Genomic DNA, 13,534 nt, shown 5'->3' on the forward strand with positions numbered 1-13,534 from the left:
CCATGATGCCAGACCTGCGCAAGTGTAACGAACAAACTTCGCAGTTCGGCTCAACTCCGGAACCTCCAATGCCGATAAAATCCGACATAGCCATCCCGCGCTTGCGTGGAACAAGATGGCGCGATTGGATGGACTTTAACGGCACCTTAGGGTGGATTCATGGGTCGAGCCTACGCTGGCGTACTTGGCTACCTGGCCGCGGCTGTAACCTTCACGCGTGGCGTGATCGCCAGCGGTGGAGTCGAAGGCACCGTGCTTTCGGCCGTCGCCGCGATGGCAATCTTCGCTGTGATTGGCTTTGTGTTGGGCACGATTGCCCAGGCCACGGTCGATCGATCGGTTCGAGAGCAATTCGAACTACAAGTGCAGGCCGACTCATCAACACCGGCAAGCTAATGCCAAGCCGAGTCATCCAATATTATCCAACTCCCAATCTTATATCCTAAACCGTCACGCACCACATGAGGTGGCGCGTCAGTGGAATCACGGAGGATCGAATGGCCACGACGACTGCAGCATCGAAGGAAGAAATCGCCGAGGTCTGGGTACAGTTCAAAGCTGACCCCGACAACAGGATGCTGAGAAACCGACTGGTAGAGAATTATCTGCCACTGGTGAGGTACAACGGCGAGCGCATCTGGTCGCGGCTTCCCGATGGAGTGGACCTGGACGATCTGATCTCGGCCGGTGTGTTCGGCCTGATGGACGCCATCAACGCCTTCGACATGAGCCGCGGTGTCAAGTTCGAGACGTACTGCGTGCCGCGTATTCGTGGTGCCATGCTCGACGAACTTCGCACCATGGACTGGGTGCCCCGTCTGGTTCGCAGTAAGGCGAGCAAGCTGAACGAAGCGGTCAAGCAGCTCGAAGCCCGTCTCGGTCGTTCGCCCAACGAGAACGAACTTGCCGAACAGATGGGCATCAGCGTCAAGGAACTCGAGAAGCTCATCACGGATGCTAACGCCGTGAATCTGGTGAGCCTGAATAAGAAGTGGTACGAGACCGACAGCTACAAGGACGTCCGCGAGATCGACATCCTGGAGGACAAGAAAGGTGAAGATCCCACCAAACGCGTTCAGAAGTCGGACCTGATGCGACTGGTGACCAAGGGTCTGAATCGCAACGAGCGACTGATCATCATCCTCTACTACTACGAGGAACTGACGATGAAGGAGATCGGCGCCACGCTCGACTTGTCCGAGAGCCGCGTGAGCCAGATGCACAGCGCCATCGTCAACCGCCTGCAGGGCCAACTGGGACGTCGCCGCCCCGAGTTTGGCGCGACTGCCTGAGGCCACAAAGCCAATTCGAAGAATCAAATGCCGCCACGTTCCCCGTGGCGGCATTTTTTTGTGATTACACGCGCAGTTCCTCCGCGTCCACACCATCGCCGTACCGCTGGCGAATGGGGTCGACGACTTCTGACAGGAAGGAATCGACTTGCTGCGGCGCACGGCCCACGAGCCCTTGGGCATCCACGGCTGCCGAAAGGTCGACTTTGGAGAACGCCTTGTCCTGCTGCAAACGCTCCAGCAGGTCGTTCGACTTGCCTTCCTGCTTGACCACGGCAGCGGCCGCCTGGCTGTGTTGGCGAATCAACTCGTGCAGCTCCTGGCGATCGCCACCGGCAGCCACGGCTTGCATCAAGATGTTCTCGGTGACCATGAACGGAAGTTCCTCGTTCAGGTTCTTGGCAATCACCTGCGGGTAGACGACCATGCCGCCGGCCACGTTGTGGTAGATCGACAGCATGGCATCGATGGCCAGGAACGCCTGCGGCAACGTCAGCCGGCGAATCGCGCTGTCGTCCAGGGTGCGCTCCATCCACTGGGTGGCGTGTGTATCGGCGGCGCTAGGGGCGAGACTCATGGTATAGCGAGCCAGGCCGCAGATCCGCTCGCTGCGCATCGGGTTGCGCTTGTACGCCATAGCCGACGAGCCAATCTGCTCCTTCTCGAACGGTTCCTCGAGTTCCTTGCGGTGCGCGAGAATGCGAATGTCGGTGGCCGCCTTGTGGCAACTGGCCGCGATGCCGGCCAGGGCGCTCAGCACCTGATGGTCGACCTTGCGCGGGTAAGTTTGGCCGGTAACCGCGTAAATGTTGTCGAAGCCCATCTTCTCGGCGACCAGTTGCTCGAGCTTCGCTACCTTTTCGTGATCGCCATCGAACAGCTCCAGGAAGCTGGCCTGGGTACCGGTGGTGCCTTTGGTGCTCCGCGCGGCCAGCGTCTCCAGGCGGTGTTCTACTTCGGTCAAGTCCATCACCAAATCGTACGCCCACAGCGTGGCTCGCTTGCCGATGGTGGTGGGCTGCGCCGGCTGCAGGTGCGTGAAGCCGAGCGTGGCCAGGTCGCGATGCTCGGCGGCAAATCTGCCCAATGCGTCGATCACGGCCACCAGACGACCGCGGACAAGCTCCAGCGATTCGCGAATGAGGATCAGGTCGGTGTTGTCGACCACAAAGTTGCTGGTTGCGCCCAGGTGGATGACGCCTTTCGCGCGCAGGCATTGGTCGCCGTATACGTGCACGTGCGCCATGACATCGTGCCGCAGTCGCTTCTCGTACGCCGCGGCAGCGACGAAGTCGATGTCGTCCACTTTGGCGCGAAGTTCGTCGAGTTGTGCTTCGGCGATAGGTACCCCGAGTTCCGCTTCGGCTTCGGCCAGGGCGACCCATAGTCGGCGCCAGGTGCTGAATTTCTTTTGGTCGCCCCAGATCGACGACATCTGCCGCGAAGCGTAGCGGGTGATCAGGGGATTCGAGTAGAGTTCGTGGTTCATGGTAGAAGGATTCAGGGGTCGGGGGGCAGGGATGAGTTTTGATGGGAGAACTTGCGCGAGGTCAGAGCCCTGAACCCTGACCCCTCGATCCTGTCCCCTCTCTACATATTAGTCAGATCGTCTTCGCTACGACTACCGACAATCGCATCGAGTGCCGCCCCCACGGCCCGGGACTCTTCGGGCGTGTGATTTTTCCGCAAGTAAATGCGGCACGCCCGGTGAGCGATGGGCAGTTGGGCGAACAGTTGGTCGTCGGTAAGCGGGTAGACCTTGTCGGTCGACGGGTTGTACTGGAAGTTTTGTCCGGCTGTGGCCGCCAGGGCATCGGGGCGGTAGATGTGCCGTGGCAGGTCGATTTGCATTTCAATGTCCTGCATTCCGCTAGGCAATTTGCTGCGAATGGCCTGCTCCAGAATGCCGGAGTCGCTAAACACGCTGGCCGCTTCGCTGTCGCCTTCCCGGATGGTTTGGTTGCGGTCTTCAACGGTGACCCAGTCGACCTGTCGCTCCAGCAATCTGTCCCAGCGGTGTCCGAGGTCGCGGACTCGCGGGTTGTCCGACTTGTTCCACCGCGAGACGTCGATCAGCAGCGACCACTCGGTGAAGTGCAGGTAGTCGTCCAAGTACACAAGCGGATCGCCTGGGAATAAGAGATCACGGCTATCGCGGAACAGATCGCCAAGTGTCTTGTCGATGGCCCGCACGGTGCGATGGAAGTAGACCGAGCGGAACAGTTCGCTCTTGGTCTGCATGAACTTCACCAAGGCGTTCATGCCTTTCTGGTGAATCGTCAGACCGCGCTCGCTGAAGAAGCTGTACCGCAGCAGTCGGTCGAGGTCGTACGCGCGGTTGCTGTAGCCCGACATGTAGGCGTCGCGCATCACGAAGTCCATGTTGTCGACCGTGTACAGGCCGCAGAACAGGCTTCGCAGCAGCACCATCCAGCGGGGGTGCTGGTCGGCGTCGTTGGTTTTGGGGCGCTGAATCAGCATGGCGACCTGCGCCGGGTCGAGTCGTTCGCCGTCCGCCATGCGGCTGTTGGGGCACTCGCGGATGCCGGCGATCACGTCGCCCAGTTCGTCGGTGATGATCCGGGCGCCGAGCGTCTCGTGCGTCAGACCGTAGTCCTTCAGGAAGTGGGCATCGAAGAAATGTCCGAAAGGTCCGTGCCCCACATCGTGCAGCAGGGCGGCGACCCGCGTCAGGCACTCCACGTAGCCCCGGCTGGGCACGTTGTCGTCGCAGGTGTCGCGCAGGCTGTCGTACAGCCGCTCAATCACACGGCTGGCCATGTGCATGGCGCCAACGATGTGCTGAAACCGCGTGTGTTCGGCCGATGGATAGACCCACCAGGCGGTCTGCAGTTGATGGATCTGCCGCATCCGCTGCACCCACGGATGGTCGAGCAGTGTGCGTTCGGCAACCTCTCCCTCGGGCACCACCGACAGGAACGGAATGTACCCATGGATGGGGTCGTGACACAAACTTTCGCGCTGCAGATCCTTCATAGACCGTATTGTGGCGTATGAAGGTTCGACTTGAATAGCCCCGCAGATTTCCGCTTCACACCGGGCGTTCACCCAGGTCGACTACTCCTCCGACTTCTCATCGCGCACGGTTAATTCCACCGCCACGGCGATGGCCAGGGCCGCGATGTTCACCATCCAGATTGCCAGCACGAAGATGCCAATGCCGCGGACCACGGCTTCGCCCGCCGGGTCGTCGATGGCCGACAAGAGTCCCATCAGGCCGAACAACACGGCCACCAGCATCGGGAGCAGGATGGCCGGCGCGATCAGCCAGCGGATGGTGGGCAGCAAATTCATGGGGGGTGGGCCTCGGGTGCGGAATACTTTGCCTGCGGGTCTGCGAGTCTATCATAATCGGCCCCGCTCGCGAAAACCGGCACAATCGGCAGGGCCCGTCCCACAAACCCACCGCAGGGGCATTGGGCCGTTTGACCCCCCGCGGCGGTAGGCGAGAATAAAACATCCCCCTCCGCTATCTCTCACCCCGTGCTTTGTCGTGCTACTCCGCCTGTTCACACTCGCCTTTTTGCTCTCGGCCACTGCGGCTGGCGCGGCTACGGTCCAGTTAGAGGATGGTCGCGTGCTGTCTGGCAAAGTGGTACAGGTGGCCGGGGTGGCCGAGGACCCCTCGGATCCACGTCCGATGGCCGGCGAGGTCAAAGTGTCGCCCATCTTGATAGTCGACGACGGGTTACGGCGCACTTACGTGGCCAACCGCGACGTCAAGGAAGTACTGCAGGCCGAGGAGGAGAAGGGGGTGAAGTTCCGGCTGTGGCAGAACGTGGCCGACCATGGTGGGTACCTGGCCAGCGTGGGGCCGCGCTTGGGAGCCGATCCCTGGGATCCCTTCGGCCGCCGAACCTTCCATATGAAGTCGCCCGATGGCCCGCTGTCGATCATACAAGGCATTACCGAGATCACACCGCAGTACGTCCGGATCGAGGGGCTCACCGGCGCGCGTCGTGCCGTGCAGTGGGACATGCGACTCGCCACGAGCTCGGTGCCTCGCGACCAGCTCTCGACCATGTTGCACCAGTTGGTCAGCGACCAGGACTACGAGGGACGATTGCAGATTGTGCAGCTGTACCTACAAGCAGAGCGGTATCCCGAGGCGCGTAAAGAACTGGAGCAGGTGCTCAAAGACTTTCCCGATCGTACCGAACTGAAAGACAATATTCAGCAACTCCGACAACTCGGCGCGCGAAGCATTCTGAAAGAGATCGAGCTTCGCCGGGCCGCCGGGCAAGACAACCTGGTACAGGCGCTGTTGCCTCGTTTTCCTGCCGAAGAAGTCGCCGGCGAGACCCTGCAGCAAGTGCGACAGATTATCAACGAGTACGAACAACTGGCCGCCCGACGCGAGATGTACTTCTCTCGGCTGAAGGAGGAGATTGGCAAGATCGAGGACCAGCAGCATGCCGAACTGGCCAAGGCTTTCATGACCGAGGTCGAAAGCGATCTGACCTACAGCACCCTCGACCGCGGTGGGGCCTTTTTGCAGTTGGTGGACGACGACACGCTGTCGGCCGAAAGTAAGGTGGCCCTGGCGATGAGCGGTTGGCTGCTCGGCGCCAGCGAGGCGACGGATAATTTCGCCGTGGCGTCGTCGCTGATGCAGGTGCGGAACAAGGTGCTGGAGTACCTGCGCGAAGAGCAGGCCGCTCGACGGGCGCAAATTCTGGCGGAGATTCGCGACCTGGAAGGTGGCACGCCCGAACGCGTGGCCCAGATCCTCAAGCTCATCAAGCCTCCCGAGTCTGTGCCCGAGGGTTCCGAGCGGGGCGTGCGGTACTACGAGATTGGCGTGGAACTCGCTCCGCCCAGCGGCCCGGTTCGCTATCTGGTGCAGTTGCCGCCCGACTACGATCCGTTGCGGAGCTATCCCACTATTCTCACGCTCAACGGTCACGGCTACCGTCCCGAGTTGCAACTCGACTACTGGGCCGGGGGCGCGCATCCTACCGCCGGTCGATTAGGCCAGGCCATGCGGCATGGCTACATCGTGATTGCCCTGGACTGGATGGAGCCACACCAGGCCGATTACGGGTACTCATTACGCGAACACCAGGCCGTGCTGGGAACACTGCGCGACGCGATGCGACGGTTCTCGATCGACACCGATCGCGTATTCCTTACCGGCCATGGCGCTGGAGGCGATGCGGCGTGGGACATTGGCCTCGCTCACCCCGATTTGTGGGCCGGCGTAATGCCGTTTCTCGCCCGGCACGACAAGTACTGCTCGCGGTATCGTGAAAACGCCGAGTACGTCGATTGGTACTTTGTCGATGGCGAACTGGATGGCGACAATATCGAACACAACGCCTCGCAGCTCGACTTCTACCTGCGGCCCGGCATTCCCGCCACGCTGGTGGAGTATCGGGGGCGGGGCTACGAACCGTACCAGGACGAGATCCAACGAATGTTCGATTGGATGAACCGCCGCAAACGCCGGCCGCCACCCGAGGAGTTCGAGTGCCGCAGCATGCGCCCGTGGGACAACTTCTTCTGGTGGCTCGAAATGGAAGGCCTGCCCAAGCGGTCGATGGTCGACCCCGTGACTTGGCCACCCAAACGCGGTACCCGGCCTACGCAGGTTCGAGGTCGCGAGTACGAGACCAACAAGCTGGGCGTGTTCGAACAGGCGGAGCGGACTACCGTGTGGCTGAGCCCCGAGACGGTTGACTTCGACAAGCCGATCGAAGTGGAGCTGAACGGACGACGCATCAGCCCCCGCGATCGGTCCATCAGGCCCGATCTGGGTGTGCTGCTCGAAGACGCCCGCACCCGTGGCGATCGTCAACGCCCCTATTGGGCGAAGATTACTTCGCCGTAGTTGCAAGCGGAGCACAGTTGCGGCGCCGAACCATGCCGTAACTGCGCGGAGCTTGTTACGGCCTACGGCACTTAGAGACTCTTAATTCTCAGCCTTGTTGAGCAGCACGCCGGTCATCAGCCAGCCATCTTCGTCGGCCCGGATGATTCGTCCTGCCGGTCCAAAGTAGCGGCGAGCCAACTCGAAGCTGGGCAGTTCGCTGCCGTCGAGCTTCTGCTTGCGGAGCAACTGGTTCTTCTGATCGGCTGGCGAGGTCAGTAGCTCGTTTAACAGCCGGGCGAAGAACGATTCGCCTTGAGGCAAGCGGTTTTCACGCAGCAGGGCGTAGGTCGGACGAATGGCCTCGTCGGTGCGAGTGAAGGACCAGCCGCACTCCTTGTTCGGAGCCAGGCTCGACAGGGCAGCCGCCACGGCCTGGTAGTCGTAGCTTCCGGCGAGTGATTCATTTTCGGCCGCTTGCTTGAAGGCCAACCGCAGGAACTCGACGTCCGAAGCGATGAACAACTGGCCGTCGTCCACGCACACGGCCGAGTGGGTGAGCAACCGCTCGGTTTCCTCTTCCACGGCTCCCTGAGGCACCAGGCCGCCATCTTGCAGGCTGCCGAGGTCGAGCACCTCTTCTTCTTCGGGCTGGAACTCCCAGATATCGCGTTCTTCCAGTTTCTTCTGGATGTAGTCGTCCTTTTCCAGATACTTGCCGAGCGCCACTTTGAGTGTTTTTTCCTTGTCGGGCTTCACCTCGATGGCCACCAGGAAGCGTTCGCTATCGGTGTTGATGGGCAACGTGTAGTCGGTCATCGCACAAATGCGCGTGCCCAGACTGGCGATAATCTCGTTGCGGAAATCGATCCGCGGTCCAAACGGGTCTTCCTTGAACCGCTTCATGGCGGTCTCGAACGCTCCGTCGTAGCCAGCAATCATCGAGTCGAACAGCGAGCCAACGTTGTCGAACGCGTTCAACAGGTCCATGTTCACCGTTGAGTAGCGGGCGATCATCCGCGGCGTCCAGTTGTGCAATTCGAGCCCCGCCCGATTCGGTGTCTTGAAGATGTTCATCGCCAGACGGTATCGATCACCGCCATCGGCGCCGGGCGCTGGAGGGGCGTAGATGGCCGTATGGTGAACGTAGTCGTACTTCGGCGTGGAAGCCACCTGCACAAGCCCGCCAATGCCCTTCACGGCATCGAACCCTTGCTGACGCAGTTGTTCCAGCCGATCCTCGGTGTCCGACTTCCGGGGACGGATCGTCCGCATGGCATCCACGAGCGGGAAGGGTTGAATGAACCAGCGGATGTTAGCCGGAGTCTTCGATTCGCCGCGGCACTTGCCCATGATGGCCGTGTAGGCCTCGAGCGACCTCAGCGTATCGACGGGCGCGGCAGACAGACGCGAGGCCAACTCGGACACGGCCTGGCTGTTGTCGGCAACACACAGCAAGTCGCCATCGATAAAGTAGGCTGCGGTGCGGGCTTTGTCGTCCGCGTCCTGCGGCGGGACATCGTACTTGGTGATGGCCACGCCGGAGACTTCCTGCGACGACTTCTTCGAGTTGAGTCCCATCAGGTACTTGTCGAGTTTCTCGATCAAGGCATCGCGGTCCGCGGCCTTGCCGGAGGTGTCGACCAACAGCACCGAAGCGGCGCGCCCCTGCTGGCGGGCCACGATGCCCCATGCGAGTTCGCCACCGGCCACAGCCTGCAGATCTTCCAGCGACACGCCAACCCGCTGCTTGATGTCGCCCAACCGCTCGGGAATCGATTCCTTCAGGTGATCGACAAATGGCTTCAGGCTGGGATCCTGCGCGAACTGCCCCAGCTGCGTCTGTTTGATGCGCGCTTCCAGGTCGGTTGGATCGGGTATGCTGACGTAGGCAACGGTTGTCGCTGGCAGCAACTGTTCACTGTTAGGGACCGCCGCATGCAAAGTGCATGCAGACATTGAGAATACGATCCATGCGCTTGCGCACGCCACTCCAAAGGTGATCGCTCGATTCACGTTCGAACCTCTTCCGCCGAATTGGGCTGCTCTGCTGACCGCCGGGGGGCCACTTCCCTGCATACTGTTCCTGATACGGCAACTTGTCGCATGGATTCCGCCAACCATGCAGACTGCTGCCTCTTCGTTTACTTCGGCTGCCAGACGCTGAAAGATTGCCATTTCTGTACAAATCGTGGTCGCATTACCGGGTCCACCAGGTGACGCCATCCTCTGCCGCGGCGGCACCCTGGTAAGGTGCTTAATATAGCGTAACGGTAGCGATTGCGGAATTCGTATCGCCGATGGCCGCCAGAGTGGCCGGGATCAGCCCAGAATCTCCCGCCTGCGGGACAAATAGTCCCATACCACGTATCGATCGAGATCGGTCCCGGCTGTGAAAAACACTCGACCTGTTGTCGATTCGGCCAAACGGTAGGCAAAGCGGACGTCGTCCTCGGTCTGCGACCAACTGGGCAGCAGGAACAGGTTGATGGTGATTCCCTCCCGCTTGCACAGTTGTCCCTCCCGCAGGGTGGCCGACTCGGTCCGGGGATCGGGCGGGTAGAGCAGGTACAGCGTCTCCTGCTCGAAGTGAGCGGTAGGCAGCCCGTCGGTGATCAGCACGATCTGCCGGTTGGGAGTATCCTGGGTGGCCAGCAACCGGCGGGCGAGCGACAGCGAATGCTGGATGTTGGTGAAGTGGGGTGGCACGATCTGCTCGCTCATGTCCTCGCGGCTCATGTCGGCCTTCAGTTGCACGACCGGGTTGCTGATAGTTACCGGCTTGGGCATCAGGTTGACCACTTTGCCCGGTTCGACCATTTTGGCGAAGCTGTACATCTCGATGAACGACAGGTAGTCGCCCGGGTACTCGCTGCGCAGCAGGCCCTGCAGCGCCAAGGCCATTCGCTTGACGTTGATGTACTGGCCGTCGTATCGCATCGAACCACTCATGTCCATCACCACACAAGTGGCGCACTTCGGTGTGTTGCGCGTCTTGTGGATTTCGATGTCGTCGGACTTCAGCCGCAGGTTCACTCGCTGCTTGTCGCCGTTGGCCGCGGCAGCGGCGCTCTCGCCAGCGTGGCGGAGCAGGGCATTCGTAAAGGTGCTAACCACGTCCATGTTGGCTACCGAGTCGCCGAATTCGAACTGCTTGGTGCTCTGCAGCTCGACCGATCCTTCGCCAACGATGTCGCCCTGGTGGCGTCCGGTCCGCGATGCCTCGATTTCGCTGAACAGCCGTTCGAGCAGTTTGCCCTGAAACACACGATACGCTTGCGGCGTCAGGCGGAACGATCCGCCCGATTGCTGCAGTCCTTGTCGCTCGGCCATCTCGCGCAGGTAGTCCTGCACCTGTTGTTGCAGGGCACTCAGTTGATCGACGTCGCCTGGTTCGGCAAACTCGCTGAGCATCTCCATGTCGATGACACCGATCTGAGCGGTCTCGGCGGCCTCTTCCAGTTGGCGGAGCAGCTCGTCGATTTTTTCCAGCTCTTCTTTGATCTCGAGCGCCTGCGGCACCGTCATCGTTTCGCGGCCGGTGAACGCGTACTTCGCGGCCAGTTCATCCACCTGGTACTTGTCGCCCAGCCGTTCGATCAGGTGCATCATCTGCCGGGCGAATGGCGAGTTGTCGCCTTCGGCCGTGTACCACAGCCGCTCCAGGTCGCGGAGCTGCTCGGTGAGGACGGCCTGCTGAAATCGCTCGGCGTGCTTGCAGGGGGGCCGTGCAGCAGCGGCGGCATTCGCAAATGCCTTGCGCGCACGCTTCAGCACTTTGCGGGTTTCGTATTTTTCCAGGATCTTCCGCTTGCGTTCTTCGAGCATGGCCCGCAAGGCGTCGATGCTGGGGCCCAGGTTGGCAATCTGACTCGGGTCGAGCCGCACCGCACGCGCCAGCTCTTCCTCAGTCAATTCGCGCCGTTCGCCGAACATCAGCATGTGTTCGAAAGCGCTGCTCACCAGATCGGGGGCCGGCTCGGCCGGGCTGGGGAACCGCACCGGGTCGTATTTTTGGTAGGTGTGAATCACACCACCGATTGTTTTTCGGTTGGCCATGGACGCAACTTCGTGGGGGCAGCAGATAGGAGGTGGAGGCGCGAGGGGGGCGTCTTTCGGGTGCCGCGATATTAGTACGATAGACGTCGGGCCCCAACAATCAAGTCTTTTGCCCGTGCACAAATATGATTGAATCGCCGGGTTGGCTGCGATATGCTCATGCCAGCAGTCGGGCCAGATACCCACGTGTATCGGGACACCAGGGGACTTCTCGTTCCGAGAGAGTGAAGAGAGATGAGCGACAATCCATTCGAATCGCCCCTGGCCGAGCCGGAAGGCCCAGATCCAGCCACGGACGAGATGTTGGTCGGCGGCGAGCAGGAGGTCTACGTGGAGGGAGACTGCCTGGTGGTTCGCTCCGGAACCATTCTGCCACTGCGTTGCGTGAAAACGAATGCACCAGCCTCGCCCAAAAATCAGATTCGCAAGGAAATGTACTGGGCACCCTCGTGGATCGCCTTGCTGATCCTCGCGAATGTGGTAATTCTGTTGATCGTCTACCTAGCGGTTCGCAAGAAGTGCGTGCTCGTCTATTCCGAAGATCCCCAATTGCGCAGCGCCCGTCACCGACGCGTGTTGGCCGTGTCGCTGGTCGCGGTGGCTATCACACTTGGTCTTATACTCTCCATCGCTTACGAGGCTTTTGCCCTGACTGGGTTTGCTGTCCTCGGTTTGCTGGGTGCGCTTATTGCGTTGCTGATCGTTGGTCGCGGGCCCATTCGTCCCGTGAAACACAAAGAGGGCTACTTCTGGATTCGCGGATTCAGCCGCGAGTACCTGCAGGAGTGCTTGTTGGCAGCCAGTGCGTAGGGCGGCACTGACTGCTAAGACGTCAGCCGCAATCGGCAGACTTCGCGGAAGTGGTGACCGTAGATCCACAGACGGACCGCCAGAGCAAAGTGCTGGGGTCGCCGGGTCACGGTCCAGCCCAGCAGTCGCCAGTAGTGCAGCCGACCTCGTCCTACGACACCCAGCCCCCACATGCTGCGGAGCAGCGTGGTGAACTGCGCCCAGCCAAAATGGGCAGGGGTGGCCGGCGGTTGATAGTCGCTGAGGAATTGCTTCACGCGTTGGTAATAAGTTTCCGGCGAATAAATGGTGTCCATGATTCGCCGGTAGCCACTTTTCAACAGGTCGATTGGCATTTTGGTCAGCACGTTGGTCGACCCATCGACGTTGTCGCCCGTCATGCCCGAAAGCACTCGTCCCTGCGCTTGCAGCGTTTCGTACAGCCGGGTGCCGACGGGTGCCTGCAACAGGCCCACCATGGCGGTGACGATGCCGCTCCGCTGAATGAAGTCGATCTGCCGTTCGAAGATCGATGCGGTATCTGAATCGAAACCGACAATGAATCCCGCCTGCACTTGCAACCCGGCCCGATGAAGTTTGCGAACGTCGGCCGTCAGGTCGCGTTTGCAGTTCTGCGCCTTGTTACACTCGGACAGGCCGACTTCGTCGGGGGTTTCGATGCCGACGAAGATCGTGTCGAATCCGGCGGCGACCATGGCTTTCTGTAAGGGCTCGTCGTCCGCCAGATTGATGGTGGCCTCGGTGTATAGTGGCAGCGGTCGCTTGCCCTGCCGCCAGGCGGTGACCTCGGGCAGCAACTTGCGGACTTCGCGGCGGTTGCCAATCAGGTTGTCGTCCACAAAGAACACCGCTCCCCGCCAGCCAGCGCTGTACAGGGCGTCGAGTTCGGCGATTACCTGCCGCGGCTGCTTGGTGCGTGGTCGCTTGCCCAGCAGGGCGGTGACGTTGCAGAAGTCGCAGTCGTAGGGACAGCCTCGACTGAACTGCAAGCTCATCGAGGCGTAGTGCTTCATCTGAATCAAATCCCACCGCGGTGTGGGCGACTCGGTGAGTTCGGGCTTGGTTTCGTTCTCGTACACCCGTTTCGGAACGCCGGCCTCCAAGGCTTTCAGGAACGGTGGCAGTGTTACCTCCGCCTCGTTAAGCACCAGGTGATCGGCATCGTCGAACAACTCCGGTTCGCAGGTCGCCATCGGGCCGCCAACGATGGTGCGCACGTCCAGCTCCCGGCACCGCTTGAGTATTTCTAGCGCCGATTCCTTCTGGATGGTCATGCCACCAATCCAAACGGTGTCGGCCCATGCCAGGTCATCGTCTGTCAATTGGCTGACGTTGGTGTCCACGACACGAAGTTGCCATTCGCGCGGCAGCATGGCCGCCACGGTCAATAGTCCCAACGGCGGAAACGATGATCGCTTGCGCACGAAACGCAACGCGTGGCGAAACGACCAGAAGGTATCAGGGAACTCGGGGGCAACCAATAACGCTCGCATAGCCTCTTCCTTCGACATGGATTTTGAGTTTGCCGTTTGTGTGCATCCAG

General features: G+C 60.8%; 10 protein-coding genes. 4 read left to right on the forward strand and 6 right to left on the reverse strand.

Annotated elements, in window-relative coordinates; all coding sequences use genetic code 11:
- Window positions 1-159: 159 nt before the first annotated feature.
- Complete coding sequence (locus NG895_RS26010; protein ID WP_252855483.1) at window positions 160-396, forward strand: hypothetical protein; 237 nt, start codon at window positions 160-162, stop codon at window positions 394-396.
- 101 nt (window positions 397-497) lie between these two features.
- Entirely contained in the window at window positions 498-1,292 is a 795-nt protein-coding gene (locus tag NG895_RS26015) for a FliA/WhiG family RNA polymerase sigma factor (protein ID WP_252855484.1), read from the forward strand.
- Window positions 1,293-1,356: 64 nt separating this feature from the next.
- Here the strand turns inward: NG895_RS26015 and purB are convergent, their stop codons facing one another.
- The 3 genes from purB to NG895_RS26030 form a co-directional block, all read right to left on the reverse strand.
- Window positions 1,357-2,781 (reverse strand): adenylosuccinate lyase, encoded by a 1,425-nt coding sequence (purB, locus tag NG895_RS26020; RefSeq protein ID WP_252855485.1) that lies wholly within the window; start codon window positions 2,779-2,781, stop codon window positions 1,357-1,359.
- A gap of 101 nt (window positions 2,782-2,882) precedes the next feature.
- Complete coding sequence (locus NG895_RS26025) at window positions 2,883-4,289, reverse strand: HD domain-containing protein (protein ID WP_252855486.1); 1,407 nt, start codon at window positions 4,287-4,289, stop codon at window positions 2,883-2,885.
- A gap of 81 nt (window positions 4,290-4,370) precedes the next feature.
- Window positions 4,371-4,607, reverse strand: a complete 237-nt coding sequence (locus NG895_RS26030; protein ID WP_252855487.1) for a hypothetical protein — start codon at window positions 4,605-4,607, stop codon at window positions 4,371-4,373.
- Between the two features lie 199 nt (window positions 4,608-4,806).
- Between NG895_RS26030 and NG895_RS26035 the strand changes: the two genes are divergently transcribed.
- Window positions 4,807-7,143: a carboxylesterase family protein gene (locus NG895_RS26035; protein ID WP_252855488.1), complete on the forward strand. Its 2,337-nt coding sequence runs from the start codon at window positions 4,807-4,809 to the stop codon at window positions 7,141-7,143.
- 81 nt (window positions 7,144-7,224) lie between these two features.
- Here NG895_RS26035 and NG895_RS26040 read toward each other — a convergent pair whose 3' ends face one another.
- Both NG895_RS26040 and NG895_RS26045 read right to left on the reverse strand, forming a co-directional pair.
- Entirely contained in the window at window positions 7,225-9,081 is a 1,857-nt protein-coding gene (locus tag NG895_RS26040) for a hypothetical protein (protein ID WP_252855489.1), read from the reverse strand.
- 363 nt (window positions 9,082-9,444) lie between these two features.
- Window positions 9,445-11,181, reverse strand: coding sequence for a vWA domain-containing protein (locus NG895_RS26045; RefSeq protein ID WP_252855490.1), 1,737 nt, complete (start codon window positions 11,179-11,181; stop codon window positions 9,445-9,447).
- A 234-nt stretch (window positions 11,182-11,415) separates the two neighbouring features.
- On the opposite strand from NG895_RS26045, the gene NG895_RS26050 reads away from it, so the two are divergent.
- Window positions 11,416-11,991, forward strand: a complete 576-nt coding sequence (locus NG895_RS26050) for a hypothetical protein (protein WP_252855491.1) — start codon at window positions 11,416-11,418, stop codon at window positions 11,989-11,991.
- 14 nt (window positions 11,992-12,005) lie between these two features.
- Here NG895_RS26050 and NG895_RS26055 read toward each other — a convergent pair whose 3' ends face one another.
- Window positions 12,006-13,502, reverse strand: coding sequence for a B12-binding domain-containing radical SAM protein (locus NG895_RS26055; protein WP_252855492.1), 1,497 nt, complete (start codon window positions 13,500-13,502; stop codon window positions 12,006-12,008).
- Window positions 13,503-13,534 lie beyond the last annotated feature (32 nt).

Source organism: Aeoliella straminimaris, from assembly GCF_024054565.1.
Taxonomy (GTDB): domain Bacteria; phylum Planctomycetota; class Planctomycetia; order Pirellulales; family Lacipirellulaceae; genus Aeoliella; species Aeoliella straminimaris.

Coding starts and splice junctions, on each gene's coding strand:
- NG895_RS26040 (WP_252855489.1), bottom strand. CDS start 9,081: ATGTCTGCATGCACTTTGCATGCGGCGGTCCCTAACAGTGAACAGTTG.
- NG895_RS26015 (WP_252855484.1), top strand. CDS start 498: ATGGCCACGACGACTGCAGCATCGAAGGAAGAAATCGCCGAGGTCTGG.
- NG895_RS26010 (WP_252855483.1), top strand. CDS start 160: ATGGGTCGAGCCTACGCTGGCGTACTTGGCTACCTGGCCGCGGCTGTA.
- NG895_RS26030 (WP_252855487.1), bottom strand. CDS start 4,607: ATGAATTTGCTGCCCACCATCCGCTGGCTGATCGCGCCGGCCATCCTG.
- NG895_RS26025 (WP_252855486.1), bottom strand. CDS start 4,289: ATGAAGGATCTGCAGCGCGAAAGTTTGTGTCACGACCCCATCCATGGG.
- NG895_RS26050 (WP_252855491.1), top strand. CDS start 11,416: ATGAGCGACAATCCATTCGAATCGCCCCTGGCCGAGCCGGAAGGCCCA.
- NG895_RS26055 (WP_252855492.1), bottom strand. CDS start 13,502: ATGTCGAAGGAAGAGGCTATGCGAGCGTTATTGGTTGCCCCCGAGTTC.
- NG895_RS26045 (WP_252855490.1), bottom strand. CDS start 11,181: ATGGCCAACCGAAAAACAATCGGTGGTGTGATTCACACCTACCAAAAA.
- purB (WP_252855485.1), bottom strand. CDS start 2,781: ATGAACCACGAACTCTACTCGAATCCCCTGATCACCCGCTACGCTTCG.